Source organism: Haloferax sp. Atlit-48N (assembly GCF_003383015.2).
Lineage (GTDB): Archaea > Halobacteriota > Halobacteria > Halobacteriales > Haloferacaceae > Haloferax > Haloferax volcanii.
Window position 1 is genome coordinate 392893 of record NZ_CP137693.1, and the last position, 20115, is coordinate 413007.

The following is a 20115-nucleotide window of genomic DNA, read 5'->3' on the forward strand; positions in this document are numbered from 1 at the left end:
GAGAAGCCGAGACGGAGCCTCAGTAGTTGGCGGCGTCGCCGCGACCGGCCGACGGGCCTCGGCCGGCCGACGATTCGCGGTCCGAATGTACGGCGGCGAAGTCGTCTCGGGCGTCCCCGCCGACGCTCGTCGCAGGCGACCCCGCGGGCGTCGATTCGGCGTCGCCGGCGTTCTCAGCGACCCGGTCGGTGGGAGACTCCGTCGCGTCCGCGGCGGTTCTGAGGGTGACTGCGACGGTCGTGCCGCCGTCGGGGTCGTTTTCGACCGCGATGCTCCCGCCGAACTGCTCGACGAGCGCGGCGACGAGCGAGAGACCGGTTCGGGAGTCGGGCGTCTCCGCGACGGTCTCGCCCGCGTCGAGGAGGGCGTCCTCGGGGAACGACGCTCCGTCGTCGGAGATGCGGACGGTCACGGTCTCCGCGCCGCAATCGGCGCGCAGACGGACCTGCGGGCGCTCGGCGTCCGCCCGCTCGACCGCCGTGACGAGGAGGTTCCGAAAGACCGCGGAGAGCATGCTGTGGGCGAGGACGTTTACCTCGGGGAGGTCGCCGGCGACGACCACGTCGGCGTCGTACCCGGCGCGGACCTTCTGAAGCTCGGTCTCGACGGTTTCGACAAGCGGCTTCGGTTCGAGGTCGGCGGCGCGGTCCGAGGTGAGCACGTCGGTGAACTGCGCCGTGCTCTCGGTGAGGTCGATGATGCCGTTGCTCGCGGCGACGATGTTCTCCAGTCGCTCGTCGGCCCCTGACCCGGCCTCCTTCCGCACGACCGACGCCCACCCGCGGATGACCAGCGCGTCGTTGCGGATGTCGTGTTGGAGGACGCGGTTGAGGACGGCGAGCTGTTCGCGCTGTTGGCGGAGTTCTGTCTCCCGTCGCTGGCGCGCGACGGTCCACCGATAGAGGCCGAACACGAGGAGCACCGCGCCGACCGCCTGCGCGCCGTCTTCGAACAGGTAGCTGAACCAGACGGGCTGTTCGACGAACTCGTCGAGGAAGTCGGTCAGCGCGAACAGGTACGAGGCCGCGACGCCGCCCGCCAACGGATAGAAGACCGATGGGTCGCGGATTCGTCGCACCACGAACAGACACGCGAAGAGCACGGCGACGACGACGCCCTCGCCGACGAGGTCGAGCGCCGCCGTCGTCGGGTCCGGCGGGAGCGCCGCGAGCTGCGCGACGACCGGGATTGCCGACCCGGCGGCGACTGCCCACGGGAGGTATCGATGCGTGGCTCCGGCGGGTTCCTCGCTTGCCTCCGCTGATTCGTCGTCCACTCCTCGCGTCCGTGTTTCGGGTTTCATCTCGGTTCACCACACCCCGAGCGTCTCCCGCGTCCGACCGGCGGCGTCTGTCTCGCTTGCATACTCTCGTTGACGGCGATGTCCGATGAAGTGGTTGCTATGTGGATTGTCTGCCTCACTTTCCGTTCGGTAGCCGTCCCCCGTGTTCGGTAGTCGTACGGAGTCGAAAATAGTTCGCGGGTCGACGCGTGCCGACGCGTGCCGTCAGCTCAGGTAAACACCCAGACTGCGGCGACGAACAGCAGCGACCCGAAGACGAACGTGACGTCTCGGGTCCGCACCATCATGCCCTCGGTCCGGAGGGCTTGGCTCTGTTCGTCGCCCAGCGAGCGCGAGAACCCCTTCGTCTCCATCGCCTCGACGGTGACCCGCGAGCGCTTCGCCACGTTGAAAATCAGCGGGTAGAACGCCTTGACCGAGAGCGTCAGCAGGTAGGAGAAGTAGCGCCACCTGAACAGTCCCTGTTTTTCGGGAACCTTGCTCCGGAGGCGGAAGGAGTTGATGAGCGCGTGGTACTCCTCGACGAGAAGCGGCATCATCCGGTAGCCGTAGGCGATGGCGAACGTGAGCTGACGGGGGACGCCCAGACGCAACATCCCCTTGCTGAGCTTCTGCGGGCTCATCGCCGAGAAGACGGCGAGGCTGATGACCGAGATAATCGTGAGCTTGAGGAAGAACGGGACGAGCGCCCCGACGGCGTCGATTCCGACTTCCTGACTGGTCGTGGCGGTGTGGATACCCCGACCGACCGCGGCCGCGACGATAGTTCCGGTCTCGGCGAACACGCTCACATCACCCGTCGTGACGCCTTCGACGACCCGACCGGCGTTGTCACCCAGGTGGCCCACCGCTCGCATCGCCCCGCCGATGAGCGGGACCAACACCACGAAGAAGCCGACGTTGGTGACTTGGCCGAACAGGAGCAACGCGAGGAGGTATTTGCTGACCTGCGAGAGCACGGCGAGCGCGAAGGCCGCCGCGAGCAGGATGGCCAGCGGGAGCGTGTCGTAGAACAGCCACGGAATAATCATGAACAGCACGGTCCACACGAGCACCACGCGCGGGTCGAAGCTGTTCAACAGGGCGTCCTCGTTGTCGTAGGCGGTCCGCATCAGGTCCACCTTGATGTCGGTGACCGAGATGTCGGTGAGCGCGTCGACGTACTTCATCGCGCCCCTCCGTCCGACTCGGCTTCGTCGTCGCTATCGCCGGCCTCACCGATGCCACCGCCACCGCCAGCTTCGACTACGTCGTCACCGAGCGACCGAGCCAGCGTCTCGCACATCGCGTCGGTGCTGAGGGCGGGGGATTCCAGCCCGAGTCGCCGGCTCAGTTCGACCACCTGCGGCTGGCGCAGGTCGGTCTCGGCGAGGAGGTTCGGGTCGGAGAACACCGCCGCCGGCGGCGCGTCCGCGAGCACCTCACCCTCGCCCATGACGAGGACGCGGTTGGCCCACGCCGCGACCAGTTGCAGGTCGTGCGAGGCGACGACGACGGTTTCGACGCGGCTCTCGGCCTTCCGGAGCATGCCGGTCACCTCGCGGCGGCTCTGGAGGTCCAGACTGCCCGTGGGTTCGTCCAGGAGGACGACCGTCGGGTCGGTCGCGAGCCCGATGCCGAGCGACGCGCGGCGCTGTTGGCCGAGGCTCATCAGGCGACCGTCACGGTCCGCGAGGTGTTCGAGGTCCAGATACGCGAGAATCTCGTCGACGCGGTCGTCCACGTTCGGGGCGTCGCGGTTCTCGAGGTAGTAGGCGATGTCCTTGCGGACGGTGTCCTCGACGAACATCTCCTCGGGGTTCTGGTGGATGTAGACGGTGTCGTCGGCCAACTGCTCGGGAAGCGTCTCGCTCGTGTCGCGCCCGAGAACCGTCACCGTCCCCCGGTCGGGGGACTCTAACCCCGTCAGCAACCGCAACAACGTCGACTTCCCGGAGCCGTTGGCACCGACGAGGGCGACCCGGTCGCCCGCGTACAGTTCGAGGTCCAGCCCATCGAGGACGTGGTTGTACCCCTCTCGAAGCGTGGGGTAGCCGTGACCGACACCGCGCATCGTCACCAGCGCGTCCCTATCCTGTTCGCCGTCGGTCGGCGCGCCGCCGGTGTCCGCGCCGGCTGTCGCCACCGCGCCGCCGTCGACCGCGGCCCGCGACCCGCGCGCCGTGGCGGGCTGAAACGCCGTTGCCGCCTCGTCGACGGTCACGGGATACCGACCACTGGGTAGGGTGCCCGCCTCGGACGGCAGGCCGTCGGCGATTTGCGTGACCTGCGGCGGGTGGATGTCGTGGGCGAGTAGGTCGTCGAGCCTGTTGAGGCCGACTTCGACCGGTTCCTTCCAGGCGACGCCGCCGTCGGAGACGAGCACCATCTCGTCGCAGTAGTCGGCGATGAACTCGGAGTGGTGTTCGATGACGATGACCGTCTTGTCGCGCTCCTCGTTGAGTCGTCGGAGCTGTTCGTACGTCTCGCGGGCGTTTCGGGGGTCGAGCTGTGCGGCCGGCTCGTCGACGAAGATGAATTCGGGGTCCATCGCCAGCACCCCCGCGAGCGCGACGAGGTGTTGCTGGCCGCCGCTCAGCTCCCAGATGAACCGGTCTTCGAGGTGGTCGAGACCGAGGGTTTCGAGCGCGCGGGTCGCCCGCTCGGCGTAGTCGTCGAGCCCGTGGTTGAGGGGCGCGAACTCCACGTCGTCGCGGACCGTCTCCTGAACGAGTTGGTTCTCGAAGTCCTGAAAGACGTAGCCGACCGTCTTCGAGAGTTCGGCCACGTCCGACTCGCGGGTGTCGGTGCCGGCGACGCTGACGCGCCCGTCGAACGTCCCCTCGAAGAAGTGCGGGATGAGGCCGTTGAACGTCTTACACAGGGTCGTCTTGCCGCTGCCGTTGCCACCGACGACGGCCGTGAACTCGCCCGGCTCTATCGTCACGCTCGCGTCGCGCAGTACCGCCTCGTCGCCGCCGGGGTACTGAAACGTCAGGTCCTCGACGACGATGTTGTTGCTGCTCATGAAAACAAAAGATGGGGGTTCAGTCCTGCAAGCCGTCGACCTTGCGCTGGCGGTAGGCGACGAGCCCGAACGAGATGACCGCCGCGATGGCAATCGGTACGAACAGGAACGCTTGGCCGTACGTTTCGACGAACTCCGGCGTGAACGTGACGAGCCCGCCGCTGGTCTCGCTCAGCGTCTCGAACGCGAACGCGACGGGTATCAGCGCCACCCACGCGATGAGTCGCTTCAGCGACGTGCGCGTGAACATCGGGCCGTCGCGGCCCTCGACGGGGCTCATGCCGAGCAGCGGTTCGATTTTCCCGCGGAGTCGCGGGTAGAGGAACAGCGTCGGAATCGCCCCGAAGACGACGCCGGCGATGATAATCTGAAGCAGCGCCCCGATTCCCTCGGTTGCCCACACGGTCTCGGGGAGCCACGAAATCGCTTCGAGCTCTTCGACGCCGACGTAGAACTTCCCGACGTCGATGAACCACGCCGCGGTCTCTTCCATCGCCTTCGCGAGGAAGCCCACCGCCGCGATTTGCTTGACGTTCTTCGGGTCCGTGATGAGCGACATCGCGAAGAACCACGACAGCGTGATGACGATGAGGCCCTCGACCGCGCCGAGCGCGCTGAAGTCACCGATGAGAATCTCTCCGAAGACGATGCCGCCGACCGGAATCGCGAGACAGGCCCAAAACGACCGGAAGAGGAGAACGACCGACATCGCGACGAACCAGAACGGTCCGATAGAGACGCCTAACCCGCCTATCGAGAACTCCGGCAGGAGTTCCGTAATCATGCTCTGCAAACCGTGCAGCGACATGACGAGGATGAACGCCATCATGTCCCTGTGGTCGAAACTGAACGCACTACTCGAGTTGTTGGACGTTGTCACCATCCGGGTGGTGGTCGTTAAGCGAATTGGTTAATCGTTGGTATGAGCACAGCGTACGACTGTATATCCGACTATACTCTGTGGAGTAATCGGTGGCAGTACATAGCAATCGCATCAGTATATCGCGCTCCGGACGCCGACCGGCCGCGGCGCTCGCGAACCGCTTCGGATGCGACTGCACGAACTGCTCGCGTCAAAAAAAAGAACGGCACGGAACCGGGAATCGAGCGGTGGCGATGCCGCCGACGCCGACACCGACGCTGACGCCGACGTCGACCCCGACCGTCAGGCGTCGGTCCCGCTCATGCAGTGCTCGACGTCAGCGCGGGACTTCATCTCCAAGACGTTGTACGGGGCGTCGATGTCCGCGGCGACCGACCGGAACGACGGGAGCGGTTCGTGCGCGTCTTCGGTGCCGTCGTTGTCGTGGAGGTGCGCGACCTGAATGCGGTCGCCGAACCGCTCGACGAACCGCTCGTAATCGACGCCGGTCGCCTTCGCGTGCCCCACGTCGAGCGTCAGCTTCAGGAACTCGTCGCCGACGCCGACGTCGTCGAGGAACGCGGCGAGTCGGTCCGGAGTCGCCGTGTGCCGACGCGTGCCCGGTTTGTCGCGCTGGTTTTCGAGGCAGACCGGGACGCCCACTTCGGCGGCGAACTCGGCGCACTCGCGGAGCGTTCGAACCGCCTGCTCGCGGGTGTGCTCGCGGACGTGGTCGGGGTAGCGCGTCCGAACCGACCCCCCGTGGACGATGACGCCGCCGGCGTCGATTGCCGCGGCGAGCTCGATTGCCTCTTTGGTCGCCGCGACCGCGGCGTTCCGAAGGCGCTCGTTGACGTTCCCGGGCGCGACGTCGAGGTGCGGGCCGTGGACCGTGTAGCTCACGTCGAACTCCTCGGCGACCGCCCGCAGGCGCTCGGCGTCTCGCTCGCCCGGTTGCACGTCCAGATACCCCGCGCGGAGTTCGACGTGGTTCAGGTCGAACCGCCGGAGGAACCCGGCGAACGAGGCCACCTCGTCGGCGTAGCGGATGTCCATCGACGCACCGAACCGCGGTCGCTGGACGGGCGTCGCCTCAGACATCGACCCGGCTCGCGGGGACGAGTCGGTCGCCGCGGAGGACCGGCACGACCGACCGGGAGTCGATAGCCGTCTCGAACTCGTGGAGGTCGCGCCGCCGAATCTCGTGTTTCTGCTCGTATCGCGGCCCCTTCGCGGTCACGAGGAGGCGCGCGTACCGCTCGCGGTCGCGGTCGGTGAGGCCGTCGCCGTGGAGGCACTCGTCGATGAGCGCCGCGCCGAGGGTGTCGTCGGGCGTCGGCTGGCCGCTCGACCCGCTGGCGACGATAGTGACCGGCCGCCCGCGAGCTTCGAGCAGGTCCGCGACCGCCGCGGCGTTCGTGTAGCCGCCGACGAACACCTCGACGTCGGACCCGCCGCGCTCGCGGAGCGTCGAGACGGCGCGCCCGCCGTTCGTGGAGGTCATCGCGGTCGGTCGCCCGTCGAGGTCCAACTGCTGGACGTAGCTCGGCGAGTTGAAGAAGTCGTAGCCGGGGTTCGGCTCGTAGTCGTCGGTCTTGCCGCCGCCGATGAGACAGTCGGGGTGGTCCTCCTGGTACGCCGGTTCGTCGCCGCGCTCGTCGGTCACGTGGACGTACTCCGCACCGAGCGCGAGCAGTTCCGCGACGGTCGCCGAGAAGTGGGTCACGTCCACCACCACGTAGTCGCCCGGCGTCGGCTCCGCCGGGATGTTCTCACAGCCCTCTATCAACGTCTCTACGAACGGCTCTGTCTGTCGTCCATCTGCGGACATAGCCCAGGCTCTCGACAACACCCACAAGTCAGTTGCTAGTAGCGATATATATCCGACCGTACTATCCGTAGTTCGGACGCCGCGTTCGACGACGCCGGATTCGCGGCGAATACTCGGAAAACAAACTATTTTCTACTAGATATTCTGATGGTTCTCTCTCGCCGGTCGCGGTCCCGACCGCGGCTTGGAACGACGACGTTCCTCCGACGAATCGTCTGTCTCACCCCCTGTCGATTCGGGGGCGTACAGCGCCACACTCGGCGTTTCTTCGTTCGAACGAGCCGAGCAGTCGGGAACGTCCCACCTCGGTCGTGATTTGGACGCGTTCCCGAACTGTTGGATGCCCCGAAACGCACCCGCTCCACCGCGGCGCGTGCGACCGCGTTCACACCGCCACGAAGATATCACCGTAACACTCTCAATCGCCCGAATCTCACCTGTTCGTGGCAAACGACGCCGTCGTCGTGGGTGGGGCTATCGACGCGGGAGTCCCGTGGTCGGCTCCCAGCCCGCCGGTGGTTTGCCCCGACTTCGGTCGCTTCGGCCACGAGACGGACGGATGAAATTATCAGTATATCTACTGTCTTACTGTTTGATTAGTGAGCTTCGAAAGCGTCCGTGGCCGCCGTGTCGTTGCCGCCGCGTCGTTGCCGCCGACAGCGTCTTCCACCGCCGGCCCAACGTCGATTCGAGATGACTCTCGCCACCGAACGACTCCGCCGATTCAAGACGCCGCTCCGGTACGCGATGGGTTGCCTCTACGTCCTCGCCGGCGTGATGCACTTCGTCGTGCCGAACGCGTACGCGCAGGTCGTTCCGCCCGTCTTCCCGGCGGCGCTCGCTCTCGTCTACGTCTCCGGCGTCGTCGAAATCGCCCTCGGCGTCGGCGTCGGCGTCCGCCGCACTCAGCGCGTCGCCGCGTGGGGGCTCATCGCACTGCTGATTGCGGTCTTCCCCGCGAACGTCTACATGGCGATGAGCGACATCGTGCTCGACGGCGTTCCGGCGGCGTTTCGGGAGCTCTCGGACGCCGCGCTGTGGCTTCGCCTGCCGCTTCAGGGCGTACTCGTCGCGTGGGCGTGGTGGTACACTCGCCCCGAGTCCGTCGAGGCCGACGAGTCGCGTTCGGTGCGGTGACTGTCTCCGAGCGAATTGGTGTGAATCACCACGCTGTCACGCGGTTTTTCGCGTCCAAACGGAACTGATTCAAGCGCGCCGGTGCGAGCCGTACCCGATGACCGAAGATGACACTCACGACCGCGTCGTCCCCGGAAGCGACGAGGCCATCGACTCGGCCGACGTTCGGGGCTACGACTTCGACGGCGCGTTCGACTTCGACGAGTTCCTCGACGCGTACGCGACGACCGGCTTTCAGGCGACGCAGCTCGCTGAGGCCATCGACATCGCGGAGGAGATGCAGGAGGCGGACGCGACCGTCTACCTGACGTTCACCTCGAACATCGTCTCGTCGGGCCTGCGCGAGGCCGTCGCCTACCTCGTCCGCGAGGGGTTCGTCGACGTGCTCATCACGACCTCTGGGTCGCTGACCGAGGACGTCATCAAGACCGCCAAGCCGTTCAAGATGGGCTCGTGGGACGCCGACGAGGGCGAACTCCGAGAGCGCGGCATCAACCGCCTCGGCAACATCTACGTCCCCTCCGACCGGTACGTCTGGCTCGAACAGTACCTCTACGACTTCTTCGAGGACTTCTTCGCGGAGGAGAAAGTGCGGACGCCGACGGCGTTCGCCCGCGAACTGGGCGCGACGCTCGACGACGAGCACTCGGTGTTGAAGCAGGCGGCCGACAACGACGTGCCGGTCTACTGCCCGGCGCTCACCGACGCCGAGGTCGGTAACTTCCTCTACTACTACCGGCAGGGCTACGACAAGGAGGTCGGCATCGAGATTCTCGACGACTACGACTCGCTCATCCAGGACGGCCTCCTCGCGGACGAAACCGGTCTCATCGCCGTCGGCGGCGGCGTCCCAAAGCACCACGCCATCATGACGAACCTCTTCCGCGGCGGCGCGGACTACGTCGTCTACATCTCGACGGGGATGGAGGGCGACGGATCGCTGTCGGGTGCGCCCCCGAACGAAGCCGTATCGTGGGGGAAAATCAAGGACCACGACACGAACTACACGCAGGTCGAAGCCGAGGCGACGCTGGTCTTCCCGCTCCTCGTCGCCGGCGCGTTCAAGAACTAGCGCGCCGCCGCACCCTATTGTTCCCTTCGGAGCGCTATGTAGGTGTCCCAACCGTCGAAACGGCTACGTTAGGCTCATAGCAATCCCCTTTAACGGACAGTCATGTTGACCGGGTGATGGTATCAACCAGGAGACGTTTCATCGGAGGTTCTGCCGCGGCGGTGGCGGGTCTCGCCGGCTGTCTGACGACGAGCAGTTCCGAGAGTGACGCCGACGCGACGGGGTCCGGTGGCGGCGACGCGGAAACGTACGAGGTCGGCTATCGGGACTTCCAGACGAACATCGAGGCCACCGCGTTCCCCGATATGCTGTACTTCTACTGCGTCCAGTCCGGGTGGATGAACTGGCCGTCGCTGATGCAGTCGTTCGAGGACTCCTACGGCGTGGCCGTCCACGACGACGACCGCTCGTCGGGCGAGGCGCTCCAGCACATGCGCTCGCACTCGAACAACATGACCCACTCGGGGTACAACGGCGGCTACACCTACGGCATCGTCGCCCGGAACGAGGGCTTCACGCAGGCGTACAAGCCGCAGGGGTGGGACAAGGTGCCTGACTCGCTCAAGACCGACGACGGCCACGTTACGGCGACCCGTCGAGTGACGACGGCCGTGACCTATCGGAAGGACATCTACGAGGAACGCGGCCTCGACGAGCCGACCACGTGGGAGGACCTGCTCCAGCCCGAACTCATGCAGGACCTCGCGCTCCAGACCCCGCAGGCGGCGGTCGGACTCGCGGCGGCGCTGTCGATTAACAACGCCCGCGGCGGTAGCATGAACGACCTCCAGCCCGTTATCGACTACTACGAGCGGATTCAGGAGGGCGGCGTGGAGTTCACCGACAACTTCCTCGCGCAGTTCTCCCGCGGGGAGTACGCCACGTTCATCCGGTACGACTACTCCGGCCTCGATCTCAAGTACAACAACGACGAGGTCGCGGAAGAGAACGTCGGCGTCGCGCTCTTGGGCGGCGAAAACGGGAACAAAGGCGCGCTCAACATGCCGTACGGCTACGCGCTCTTGGAGGGCGCGCCGAACCCGGCGGCCGGCAAACTGTTCATGGACTACGTCCTCTCGCTGGAGGGCCAACAGCAGTTCCTCGACGCCTACGTCAGGCCGATTCGCTCCTCGGAGCTGGAGCTTCCCGAGGAGTTCATCGACCCGGCAGAGTACGACCGGACGGAGTTCCAAGTCGACTACGGCCAGTTGGTCGACCAGCAGGAGGACATCATCCAAGAGATAACGCGCGGCGCGAACATCTGAGGATGTCCGACCGACACGCCGAGAACAGCTCGCTCTCGACAGTCCGGGCGCTCACGGCGCGAGTCGTCGGCGCGGTCGAGACCGTCGCGAACCCCGTCACCGAACGGGAGCGCGAGTACCGCCGCATCGTCGCGCTGTGCGCGCCGTTTGCCGCGTTGGTGGTCGTCGCGGGGCTGTATCCCCTCTCCGAAGTCGTTCGCATCAGCGTCTCGACCGCCCAGTATCGGTCGGTCGGGTTCTCGCTCGACGCCTACGCGACGCTGTTCGGGGACCCCTATTACCGCCGGGTGGCGTTCGACTCTCTGTGGCTGACCACGGGAACGACGCTCGTCTCGGTCGGGCTCGCCGTCCCCATCGCGCACGCCCTCGAAAAGTACGACCTCCCCGGCGAGGACCTCCTCGTCACGCTCGTCTCGTTTCCCATCAGCCTCCCCGGCATCGTCGCCGCGTTCATGATTCTGGTGCTGTTCGGAAACAACGGCGTCGTCACCGCGGTCGCGGCCGCCCTCACCGGGAGCCGCCCCACCGACCTCGCCTTTGCGGTCAGCGTCCCGGGGCTGTTCGTCGCCTTCGTGTACTCGATGGTGCCGCGCGCGACGCTCATCCTCCGCGGGACGTACGCCGAGGTCGATTCGGCAGCCGAGGAGGCCGCCCAAGCCCTCGGCGCGACGCCGTTCGAGACGTTTCGGTACGTCACACTCCCGCAGATTCGACCGGGCATCACCGGCGCGCTGATACTCACCTTCCGAACGGGGCTGGCGATTTTCGGGACGCTCGTCGTCATCCAGACGCTCGTCGTCTGGACGCTCCAACTCTCGCGGGAACTCGGCGTCGGCTACGACGTGCAGGTCGCCGGTGCGATGGCGACCGTCTACTTCGCGTTCACGTTCCTGTTCACCGTCCTCGGGCTTCGGTACACCAGCGCGGAGGTCGGCATATGAGGCCGTCCCCGTCCCCGTCCCTCTCGCGTCGGCTCGGGCGGTCTGTCGTGGCGCTGACCCTGTTCGCGACGGTCGCGTTCCTCATCGCGCCCATCGTCCTCACCGTCGTCGCCTCGTTCGCCGCGAGTTGGACCGGCGTTCTCCCCTCGGGCTTCGTCACCTTCGAGAACTGGCGGGCGGTGCTGGGGCTCGCGGACACGATTGGTTCCCAGCGCAGTATGGGATGGAGCCCGCTGTTCAGGCTCCCGCTCGGCGGCGAGACGCTGACGGTGTTGGTCCCGGCGGAGTTGGCGTTCAGCATCGGGCTGGCGCTCGGTGGCGTCCTCATCAACCTCGTCGTCGGCGTCCCCATCGCGTACGCGGTCGCTCGATACGAGTTCCCGGGCAGAGAGTGGGTCAACGCCGTCTCGGTGCTCCCGCTCGTGCCGGGCGTCATCCTGGGCGTCGCGTTCCTCCGGGCGTATCCGGACCTCTCGGCGACGAGTTTCGGGCTCATCGTCGGCTACTCCCTGTTGAAAGCGCCGTTCATGGTGATGGCAGTCCAAAGCGAGTTCGAGTCGATGCCGCTCCGGCAACTGGAGGAATCGGCGCGCTCGCTGGGCGCGTCGTGGCCGCGGACGTTCCTGACGGTCATCGTGCCGAACGCCCGCTCGGGCATCGTCTCGGGAGCCATCATCTGCTGGGCGCTCGCGGCCGCGGAGTTCAACTTCTCGTACATCGTCTGGGCGAACGGCACCCAACCGCTCGCGCTCTTCTTGCAGCGACACATCTCGAACAGCTCGTTCACCAAGGCGGCGGCCGCCGTGTCGATGTTCTTTTTCATCATCGTCGCGGTCACCCTCCTCTTGCAGCGGGTCGGTCGCCGCGGCTTCGACATCAGAGGTGGCTAATGGCAGACGTGACACTAGACGCGGTTCGGAAGGACTACGACGACACGACGGCGCTGGACGGCGTTTCGCTCACCGTCTCGGACGGCGAGATTCTGGGCGTCCTTGGCCCCTCGGGGTGCGGGAAGACGACGACCCTGCGAACCGTCGCCGGCTTCGAGACGCCGACCGACGGGACGGTCAGGTTCGACGGCGAGGACGTGACGAACGTCCCCCCGGAGAACCGCAACGTCGGGTTGGTGTTCCAGGAGTACGCCCTGTTCGACAACATGACGGTCATCGAGAACGTCGCGTTCGGGCTGAAGATGCGGGGCGTCGGGAAGCGCGAGCGACGGAACCGGGCCGCAGAACTGCTCGACATGCTCGACATCGACGAGATGGGCGACCGCGACCCGACGACGCTCTCCGGCGGCCAACAACAGCGCGTCGGGCTGGCGCGCGCGCTCGCCATCGAGCCGAACGTCCTCCTGTTGGACGAGCCGATGACGGGACTCGACGCCCAACTGAAGGCGCGCCTGCGGACCGAAGTCGGCGCGCTCCTCGCCGGGTTGGACGTCACCGGCCTCTACGTCACCCACGACCAAGCGGAGGCGATGGTGATGTGCGACCGCGTCGCCGTGTTGAACGAGGGTCGCGTCGAACAGGTCGGCACGCCCCGAGAGATCTACGAATCGCCGGCGACCGAGTTCGTCTCGGAGTTCGTCGCGCTCGACGCGCCCGACCTCCCGTTCGTCAGCTGGTGACTCGGCCGTAGCGGCGCGAGTGCGACGGCGTCCGAGGAGAGGTGCGGCAGTCGGTACACGCGGTCATCGCGTTCGAGGCGGAGCGTCTCGGTTCCGAACAGGCGGTCGGTGACGCTTCGGACGCGCTCCAGTTCGGCGCGCGACTCGGAGGCGAGTCGCCACTGCGGCCCGAACAGGCGGTCGTAGCCGACGACTCGCCCGGGGTCGGCGTCCGCGTCGTCCGCGTCGTCGACGCGGTACTCCATCGCCAGATACCGGAACGACCAGTCGAAGACGCCCAGCGCGGTGAACGCTCCGGCGACGACCACCGCTCCCCCGAGCAGTTCGACCGCGACGCCGGGGGTCGTCGCGGTGCTGAGCAGGCCAAGCAGCGTCAACGAGGCCACCAGCAAGACCGAGAGCGGAGAGCTAAGCCCGCGGACGACCCCGCCAACGACGACCGCCGACGGCTTCGGACGGACGATTTCGGACCCGTCCCGCGAACTCTCGATTCGCTCCCACTCGGGGGTGTCGGGAGCGAACCCGAGTTCGACCGACGTGCGCTCGTCGAACGCCTCCAGTCGGTCGCGGTAGACGTCGACGATATCGGCGAGCAGTTTCACCGCGAGGACGAACGCAAGCACGAACGGCGGCGGGGCACCCGAGATGACGAACCCGCCGCCGACGAGGAGCGCCGAACCGGTTCCGGCCATGGACGTGAGCGCCGACCGAAGCGGCTGCTGCGGCGGGACCGACGCGTGGGTTCCGCCGAGCAAGTACCGACCCACGTCGACGGCGCGGCCGAAGATGACGGCGAGCACGCCCAAGCCGACGGAGAGCGATTCGGCGTCGGTCATCGTCGCGCCCGTGGTCTCCCCGACGCCGCCGACGCCGATTGCGCCAAAGAGCGCCCACCCCACGCTGCCGACGGCGAGCGCCATCAGGATGGCCGGGAGGTTCGCGACCTGAATCGACAGCGGCAGGACGGGAAGGCTGATGCGGCCGCGCTTTTCCGACAGGGCACCGAACACGAGCCACGAGAAGCCGTTCGCGTTGTAGGTCGGCTTACCCTCCGCGAACAGCGCCTTCACCGCGGCACCGACGAGGCACGCGCCGAGTTCGACCCAGTAGACCGCCAACAGCGCCACGAGCGACCAGTCGAGCGCGAGCACGCCGACGAGCGGCACGGCGTTGACCGCCAGCAACACCGCCACTTTCGCTCGCCGCCTCTCGCTGGGAGTGAGCATTGTCGATACAGGGACAGTTCACTCGGGACAGTTAGGTGGTCTGACTCGCGTCGGGCGTCGGAGTCGCTTCCCGAGTCGTCGCGCGCCGCCGGGCCGATTCGAGCGCGGGTTTCAGCAGTTATATGATTGGATGCGTAAAACGACGCATCCGATGGCCCCTCCACGGTACGGTGACGCCTCACCGTCGTCTCTCCCCGCCGGCATCGGGTTTCTCCCGGTGCTCTCCGCGAACCTTCCCCCCCTCGTCGGCGTGCTGTGGTTCGGCTGGAACCCCGAAACCCTCCTCGCGGTCTACGCGCTCGAACTGCTGTTGTTGTTCCCGCTTTCGGGCGTGAAAGCGCTGTTCGCCGGCCGACCGCCGACCTCGTCCCGCGAGGGCGGCGTGCTCAGCCGGTCCGAAAGCGACCTCGTGGATAAGCGCGGGAGCGTCACTATTCACGACCGACTCCCGCCGGTGTATCCCCGCAACGTCCCCTTCGCGACGGCCGTCGTCGGCGGCGGCGCGTGGGTCGGCGTCTTCCTCCTCGCGCCGCTCTCGGAGGTCGTCTCGGTGCTCGACGTGCTCGCCCGCCCGGAGGCGGTCGTCAGCGTCGCCGCGCTCGTCGTCGGGCAGGTCGGCGAGACGGCGGCCGCGTTCCTCCGCGGCGACCGATACGCGGAGCGCTCGCCGTACGCCCTCGTCGAAATCCCCGCCCGGCAGGCGATGTTCCTCGCGTGTTTCCTGTTCGTCGTCGTCCTCGGCGGCGCGACGGTCGCCCTCGCGGCGTTCGTGCTCGTGAAACTCCTCTTCGAGTGGTCCGGCTTCCGCGCGGACCGGAGCGGCGGCCGGCTCACTAGTTGGCTCTCCGGCCCCGACAGCGAGGCGACCCGCGAGGCGCTCGACGTTCCCGACGGCCGACCCGCGGCCGAAGTCGACGTGGACCGCCGTGCGGTCGTCGCGGCCGCGGTCTGGCGCGCGGTCACGACGACGGGTCCGTTCTACGTCACCATGGCCGCGATGGTCTGGATTGGCGGAACCGCCTTCGTCGCCGAGGAAGCCTCGCTCGCGGTCTGGGTCGGATTCGGCCTTTTCGGACTCGCCCTCCTCGGGTTCATGCTCGCCGGCGACGTGGTCGAGGACACGCTCGCGAGCGGGTGGCTGACCTACCGGCGGTTCGGCGGCCGACTCGTCGCTCACGACCGCTTGACCGGCGAACCGCAGTGGGCGGCGGCGGTCGGTGACTTCCGCGACGCCGAGGTCGTGGCGACCCGTCCCACAGACCGCTATCTCGGAACGCGAACCATCGCGGCGACGGTCGGCCGGGGCGACGACGAGACGGAGCGCGCGTTCGGGCCGGTCGCGGACGCCGAGAGAGTCGTCGAGGCGTTCGATCTGCCGGTCGAGTTCACGACGCTCCCGCCGCTCGACCGGCGCTTCGTCTGGGCCGCCGTCGCTTCGGTCGTCCTCACGGCGGTCGGCGTCGTCACCGTGGTGGTCACCCCGCTCGGCCCGTCCACGAGTTGGCTGCTCGCGTTGTTCCTGTTCCCGGCGTTCGCCATCGTTCCCAAGGGGTTCTGGAAGTTCGCGCACTCGTGAGGTGAGAGTCGGAACTGTCGCTTCAGAAGTAAGTGCGAGTAAGTGAGAGAGTGCGAGGAGAGCGAGCAACGTGATGTAGGGAGTACACCCGGTGAGACCGCCGCGACGGCCCGCGGACGGACTACCCTCGCGAATGTAACGAGTAGGCGATGAGCACCACGCCGCAGAACTGGAACAGCCGCGTGACGAGCGTGAGCGGCTGTTGGTACTGGAGGCCGATATAGCCCTGACGCAGGAGCACCGAGCCGACGAATGCGACGCCGAACGCGACGGCCGTGAGGAGGAACAGGCCCGCGGACAGCGCCCGCATCGTCCGGCTGTCGTGACGGCGGTAGCCGCGATAGGCCTGATAGCCGACGTAGCTCCCGACGAGCGTCGACCCGAGGGCGAGCGAGACGATAAGCCAGTCGAGGACGGCCGACAGCGTCGCCATCTCAGAGGTCCTCCCACATCCGTTTGAAGCGGTCGGCGGTGTCGGATTCCCCCTCGCCGGGGAACGACTCGTCGTCGGTACGCGTCAGCGACGCCTCGAACGACCCGTCGTCTAGCGCCACGGAGAACTCGGAGAGCGTGGCGGTGTAGACGCTGTAATGGTTGTTACTGGTTCGAATCTCGGTCTGCTCGTCGAGGAGTCCGTACGCTTGTAATCGTTCCACCCGGCGGTAGACCGTCGGTTTGGACATCTCACACTCGTCGGCAAGCTCTTGTGCGGACATTGGTTTGGTACTCGTCGCTGCGAGGATGTCTCGGGCGTACTCGTCGCTGAGGAGGTCGAGAATATCGCCCAGCGCCGGATCCTCACTCACGGTGGTCGAATGACTGCTCGTCGGATTAATAGGCCCACGGGTTTCCACCCCTGTTGGTCGCGGCGACCGAGTTGGAGTCCGAATCGGGGCTGGAGCACGGCGGGGCTGTCGAGAGAGCACGATGGTACGGGTTAGTGCGTCGATACTGCGGGGTAGTACGGCGATGCTGTGGAGGGGCTGCTGCGTCAGCGATGACCGCGATGGGTGCCGGGGTGCTGTCAGAGGGCACAGTCCGGTACTGCTCGGGAGGGCAGTCCGGCGTCAGTTCGGCGGGGCCCATCGCAGTTCGACCGACGCACCGTTAGCCCATATAAAACGGGGGCCAGTTTCTGACCCAGAAACTCGCCCGTTTTCAGGCGGGACAGCCGACCGAGCGACCGACTTCGACGAGGCGGTCCGTCTCGACGCCGGTCCCGCGGACGGTGTAGCCGTAGCCGTCGCAGTTCCACGACACCGAGGTGGTCGGTCCGTAGTCGATAGTCGCCGGCCGGCCGCCGACCGTCGCGTCGCGCTCGTCGGCGTCGATGTCGAGGGTGTAGTTGAACTTCGCGACCGTGAGTTCGCGGCCGCCGGCGGCGTAGCGGAGTCCGACCCCGTCGATGCGGCCGGTGGTCCGCGTGGCGTAGACCAGTTCGTACGCGGACGGAACCGTCGGCTCGGGAACCGAAATCGAACTCCGCGCCACCAAGTCGGCCCTGCTCCGGAACCACGACGTGTTCGGCGTCTCCTGACGCTCGACGGTCGTGCCGGCGTCGATGTCCGGGCGGAACGTGTCGGCCGACACCGCCGCGTCGAACGTCACGTTCGTGTACGTCGTCGTCACCGACCGCCGAGTCCCGTCGGCCGTCCACGCCGTCTGCTTGCGAAGCGGGTAGAACCGCTCGGTGTCGAGCCACAACCGCTGGCGGTAGCCCGCCTCGCTCCGGTTCGTCTCGGGTACGATGTCGAGGACGTACGCCTCGCGCCCGCCGACGGTGTCGGTCTCGACGAACTTGACGGTGTAGCTACGGTTCGCGTCGGCTCCGGGGGCGACACCGGCGTGCCGCGGTACGACGGGGAGCGGTGACACGCCGATGGACTGCGGACGACCGGCGTCGTCGGTCAGCCCCGCGGCCGCGACGAGCAGTTGGAGCCGTTCGGCCGTCCTCGACTCGGTCGGCGGCCCCGTCAGTTCGATGACGGTCACCGCATCCCTGTCTGTCTCGTGAAGCCAGAGCGTCGACCCGTTCGAGACCTGCCGGTCGTACTGTCGATTCGTCGCGTTCCGGAAGTTCACGCGCTTTCGCTCCGTCTCCGGGACGAGCGTCACGTCGGCGACGGTCCGAGACGTAACCGTGTCGTCGGCTCGGACCTCGACCGTCTGTGTTCCGGTGAGCGCGTCGATGCCGCGGTAGCGCTCGGTCACGTTCGCGTCGACTGCGGGGCTCGCGTCGCCTATCGCGCCCCCCGTCGTCCAGAGGACCGCGGAGAGCGCGACGGCGACGAGCACGAACGCGGCGAGCGTGCGTCGGTTGAGTCGGAGTGGAGGGCGGGTCATACTGGAAGCACTCTGGCGGAAGTTCGACTGCGTGTCGGAGTGCCGACGGCTAAATACTTCTGGACGCCGGGCCGAGCGCCCACCGGACCGATAGCTACACGCGCAAGGCGCGAGACGGGTCTGATATGTCGCCCTCCACGACGCCTTCGACGCGAACGCGGGCGTTGGTCTGCGCCCTCCAATGGGTCTGGTGCAGACGTTCGTCGCCGAGACGACGCTCGTTGCTCGACTCGCTGACGGGTGACTCGACGACCGGTCGACGGCGCTTCCGACCGTACACGCCTCGAACGCCGGGGAGTTTATGCGCGTGCGGATGGTACTCAACCAATAATGTCAAGCGAGCGGAGAGAGCTGTTCGAACACATCGAATCCGATCTCATCCTACGAGAGTTCTTTCAGGAGGTAACTGAATACGCGATATTTCTCCTCGATGCGGACGGATACGTCGCAACGTGGAACGAGGGCGCGAGACGAATCAAAGGCTACGAGCGCGACGAGATTCTCGGCCGCCATCTGTCGGTGTTTTACCCCGACAGCGGCGACGGTACGTCGCCCGAGACGGTGCTCGCAGTCGCCGAAGCGGAGGGGAGCTACGAGGAAAAGGGGTGGCGCGTCCGGAAAGACGGGTCGCGGATTCTCGCGCACGTCACGGTTCGCGCGTTGACCAACGACCGCGGGGAGCTCCGCGGGTTCACGAAAATCGTCCGGGACATCACCGAGACCTACGAGTACCGACAAGAGCTGGAACGGAATCGAGACCGGCTCGAACGCACCGAACAACTGGCCGATATCGGGGGGTGGGAAGTCGATTACGGGACCAACGACTTACAGCTGACCGACGGGACGAAACGACTGGTGGATCTCCCGCCCGACACGGAACTGACGCTCGAAGAGCTCAGACAGTTCTTTCACGAGGACGACCGGACGATTATCAATGAGGCTATCGAGAGCGCGCGGGCCGACGGCGAGTCGTTCGACATCGAGATGCGGGTGATTACGGCTTCGGGTCGAACGCGGTGGGTTCAAATCCGAGGCGAGGCAGCGGATGACGGCATGAGCGTCCGCGGCGCGGTGCGCGACATCTCGAACCGAAAAGAGCGCGAAGAGCGACTCATGGTGCTGAATCGGGTGCTTCGGCACAACCTGCGGAACAATCTTAATATCGTCAGCGGGTACGCACGAGAATTGCGCCGAGACCTCGACGCAGTCGACCTCCCGACGGAGAAGGGCGACTACGACCAGTTGGCCGAGACGGTGACGAACCTCAGCGAGACGACCAGCGGTATCGATGCCGAACTTCGAGCGCTCGACGAGATAGTCACCGCGGCGAGTCAGTTTTCGGTCGAGGCGATGGTCTCGAAGACGGACCGAATCATCGAGAACGCCGACGACCTCATGTCGACCGGCGAGAAGGCCCGGCGGTTCGAGAACGTCGTGGAGGAATCCACCGACAAGCAGCCGGTTCGCGTCGACGACGTGTTGTCGGATATCAAGCGGACGTACGAGCGGCGATATCCCGATGCGACGATTCGACTCCGGCCGGGCGAGCAGACCGTGCTCGCGAGCGCGCACTCGCTTTCCCTCGCGCTCGACGAACTCGTGCAGAACGCCATCGTCCACAACGACGAGGATGACCCCGTGGTCACCGTCGCGTCGCGCCGCATCTCGGGCGAGCGAGTCGAAATCACGGTCGAAGACAACGGGCCGGGAATCCCGCAGACGGAACGCGAAATCTTGGAACGCGGGGAGGAAACGCCGCTGTCGCACGGGAGCGGGATGGGACTGTGGACCGTCTCCTGGTTCGTCACGCAGTTCGACGGCGAGGTTTCTATCGTCGACCGCGCCGGCGGTGGGTCGACGGTCGAAGTCAGGCTCCCCACGCCGGAGCACTGACGCGGCTGTATCGGCCTCGCCGCCCGAGA

Annotated in this window: 18 protein-coding genes; 8 read left to right on the forward strand and 10 right to left on the reverse strand. The window is 66.6% G+C overall.

Annotated elements, in window-relative coordinates:
- Positions 1–19: 19 nt before the first annotated feature.
- The 6 genes from DEQ67_RS19655 to DEQ67_RS19680 all read right to left on the reverse strand — a co-directional run bounded on the left by DEQ67_RS19655 (position 20) and on the right by DEQ67_RS19680 (position 7003).
- Positions 20–1276 (reverse strand): sensor histidine kinase, encoded by a 1257-nt coding sequence (locus DEQ67_RS19655; protein WP_115891558.1) that lies wholly within the window; start codon positions 1274–1276, stop codon positions 20–22.
- A 236-nt stretch (positions 1277–1512) separates the two neighbouring features.
- Complete coding sequence (locus DEQ67_RS19660) at positions 1513–2472, reverse strand: energy-coupling factor transporter transmembrane component T (protein ID WP_115861588.1); 960 nt, start codon at positions 2470–2472, stop codon at positions 1513–1515.
- Positions 2469–4310, reverse strand: a complete 1842-nt coding sequence (locus tag DEQ67_RS19665) for an ABC transporter ATP-binding protein (RefSeq protein WP_115861590.1) — start codon at positions 4308–4310, stop codon at positions 2469–2471. Before DEQ67_RS19665 ends, DEQ67_RS19660 begins: the two co-directional genes overlap by 4 nt.
- 19 nt (positions 4311–4329) lie before the next feature.
- Positions 4330–5193 (reverse strand): hypothetical protein, encoded by an 864-nt coding sequence (locus DEQ67_RS19670; protein WP_223174106.1) that lies wholly within the window; start codon positions 5191–5193, stop codon positions 4330–4332.
- Between the two features lie 282 nt (positions 5194–5475).
- Complete coding sequence (locus tag DEQ67_RS19675; RefSeq protein WP_115891557.1) at positions 5476–6273, reverse strand: sugar phosphate isomerase/epimerase family protein; 798 nt, start codon at positions 6271–6273, stop codon at positions 5476–5478.
- Positions 6266–7003, reverse strand: a complete 738-nt coding sequence (locus DEQ67_RS19680) for a 2-phosphosulfolactate phosphatase (RefSeq protein ID WP_006600132.1) — start codon at positions 7001–7003, stop codon at positions 6266–6268. Before DEQ67_RS19680 ends, DEQ67_RS19675 begins: the two co-directional genes overlap by 8 nt.
- A 693-nt stretch (positions 7004–7696) precedes the next feature.
- On the opposite strand from DEQ67_RS19680, the gene DEQ67_RS19685 reads away from it, so the two are divergent.
- The 6 genes from DEQ67_RS19685 to DEQ67_RS19710 all read left to right on the forward strand — a co-directional run bounded on the left by DEQ67_RS19685 (position 7697) and on the right by DEQ67_RS19710 (position 13048).
- Positions 7697–8140 (forward strand): DoxX family protein, encoded by a 444-nt coding sequence (locus tag DEQ67_RS19685; protein WP_115891556.1) that lies wholly within the window; start codon positions 7697–7699, stop codon positions 8138–8140.
- 97 nt (positions 8141–8237) lie between these two features.
- Positions 8238–9212, forward strand: a complete 975-nt coding sequence (locus tag DEQ67_RS19690; protein WP_004062009.1) for a deoxyhypusine synthase — start codon at positions 8238–8240, stop codon at positions 9210–9212.
- 161 nt (positions 9213–9373) lie between these two features.
- Complete coding sequence (locus tag DEQ67_RS19695) at positions 9374–10477, forward strand: extracellular solute-binding protein (protein ID WP_158543172.1); 1104 nt, start codon at positions 9374–9376, stop codon at positions 10475–10477.
- A gap of 2 nt (positions 10478–10479) precedes the next feature.
- On the forward strand, positions 10480–11418 hold the full coding sequence (locus tag DEQ67_RS19700; protein ID WP_115803367.1) for an ABC transporter permease: 939 nt from the start codon (positions 10480–10482) through the stop codon (positions 11416–11418).
- On the forward strand, positions 11415–12308 hold the full coding sequence (locus tag DEQ67_RS19705; RefSeq protein WP_049916457.1) for an ABC transporter permease: 894 nt from the start codon (positions 11415–11417) through the stop codon (positions 12306–12308). Before DEQ67_RS19700 ends, DEQ67_RS19705 begins: the two co-directional genes overlap by 4 nt.
- Positions 12308–13048, forward strand: coding sequence for an ABC transporter ATP-binding protein (locus tag DEQ67_RS19710; protein WP_004062005.1), 741 nt, complete (start codon positions 12308–12310; stop codon positions 13046–13048). The genes DEQ67_RS19705 and DEQ67_RS19710 overlap by 1 nt, the downstream gene beginning before the upstream one ends.
- Here the strand turns inward: DEQ67_RS19710 and DEQ67_RS19715 are convergent.
- On the reverse strand, positions 12970–14241 hold the full coding sequence (locus tag DEQ67_RS19715; protein WP_115891554.1) for a DUF6498-containing protein: 1272 nt from the start codon (positions 14239–14241) through the stop codon (positions 12970–12972). The two genes, DEQ67_RS19710 and DEQ67_RS19715, sit on opposite strands and share 79 nt — an antisense overlap.
- A 184-nt stretch (positions 14242–14425) precedes the next feature.
- Between DEQ67_RS19715 and DEQ67_RS19720 the strand changes: the two genes are divergently transcribed.
- On the forward strand, positions 14426–15850 hold the full coding sequence (locus tag DEQ67_RS19720; RefSeq protein WP_115891553.1) for a DUF6498-containing protein: 1425 nt from the start codon (positions 14426–14428) through the stop codon (positions 15848–15850).
- Positions 15851–15971: 121 nt separating this feature from the next.
- Here DEQ67_RS19720 and DEQ67_RS19725 read toward each other — a convergent pair whose 3' ends face one another.
- The 3 genes from DEQ67_RS19725 to DEQ67_RS19735 all read right to left on the reverse strand — a co-directional run bounded on the left by DEQ67_RS19725 (position 15972) and on the right by DEQ67_RS19735 (position 18193).
- Positions 15972–16283, reverse strand: a complete 312-nt coding sequence (locus DEQ67_RS19725) for a DUF7521 family protein (protein WP_004041342.1) — start codon at positions 16281–16283, stop codon at positions 15972–15974.
- Position 16284: 1 nt separating this feature from the next.
- Positions 16285–16656 carry an ArsR/SmtB family transcription factor gene (locus DEQ67_RS19730; RefSeq protein WP_004041341.1) on the reverse strand — a complete coding sequence of 124 codons (372 nt, stop codon included), beginning with the start codon at positions 16654–16656 and terminating at the stop codon, positions 16285–16287.
- 352 nt (positions 16657–17008) lie between these two features.
- Positions 17009–18193: a LolA family protein gene (locus tag DEQ67_RS19735; protein ID WP_115861598.1), complete on the reverse strand. Its 1185-nt coding sequence runs from the start codon at positions 18191–18193 to the stop codon at positions 17009–17011.
- Positions 18194–18523: 330 nt separating this feature from the next.
- Here DEQ67_RS19735 and DEQ67_RS19740 point away from each other — a divergent pair, with 330 nt between their 5' ends.
- Positions 18524–20086 (forward strand): PAS domain-containing sensor histidine kinase, encoded by a 1563-nt coding sequence (locus DEQ67_RS19740; RefSeq protein ID WP_115861600.1) that lies wholly within the window; start codon positions 18524–18526, stop codon positions 20084–20086.
- Positions 20087–20115: the final 29 nt, after the last annotated feature.

Coding starts and splice junctions, on each gene's coding strand:
- DEQ67_RS19660 (WP_115861588.1), bottom strand. CDS start 2,472: ATGAAGTACGTCGACGCGCTCACCGACATCTCGGTCACCGACATCAAG.
- DEQ67_RS19665 (WP_115861590.1), bottom strand. CDS start 4,310: ATGAGCAGCAACAACATCGTCGTCGAGGACCTGACGTTTCAGTACCCC.
- DEQ67_RS19670 (WP_223174106.1), bottom strand. CDS start 5,193: ATGGTGACAACGTCCAACAACTCGAGTAGTGCGTTCAGTTTCGACCAC.
- DEQ67_RS19675 (WP_115891557.1), bottom strand. CDS start 6,273: ATGTCTGAGGCGACGCCCGTCCAGCGACCGCGGTTCGGTGCGTCGATG.
- DEQ67_RS19680 (WP_006600132.1), bottom strand. CDS start 7,003: ATGTCCGCAGATGGACGACAGACAGAGCCGTTCGTAGAGACGTTGATA.
- DEQ67_RS19685 (WP_115891556.1), top strand. CDS start 7,697: ATGACTCTCGCCACCGAACGACTCCGCCGATTCAAGACGCCGCTCCGG.
- DEQ67_RS19690 (WP_004062009.1), top strand. CDS start 8,238: ATGACCGAAGATGACACTCACGACCGCGTCGTCCCCGGAAGCGACGAG.
- DEQ67_RS19700 (WP_115803367.1), top strand. CDS start 10,480: ATGTCCGACCGACACGCCGAGAACAGCTCGCTCTCGACAGTCCGGGCG.
- DEQ67_RS19705 (WP_049916457.1), top strand. CDS start 11,415: ATGAGGCCGTCCCCGTCCCCGTCCCTCTCGCGTCGGCTCGGGCGGTCT.
- DEQ67_RS19710 (WP_004062005.1), top strand. CDS start 12,308: ATGGCAGACGTGACACTAGACGCGGTTCGGAAGGACTACGACGACACG.
- DEQ67_RS19720 (WP_115891553.1), top strand. CDS start 14,426: ATGGCCCCTCCACGGTACGGTGACGCCTCACCGTCGTCTCTCCCCGCC.
- DEQ67_RS19725 (WP_004041342.1), bottom strand. CDS start 16,283: ATGGCGACGCTGTCGGCCGTCCTCGACTGGCTTATCGTCTCGCTCGCC.
- DEQ67_RS19735 (WP_115861598.1), bottom strand. CDS start 18,193: ATGACCCGCCCTCCACTCCGACTCAACCGACGCACGCTCGCCGCGTTC.
- DEQ67_RS19740 (WP_115861600.1), top strand. CDS start 18,524: ATGTCAAGCGAGCGGAGAGAGCTGTTCGAACACATCGAATCCGATCTC.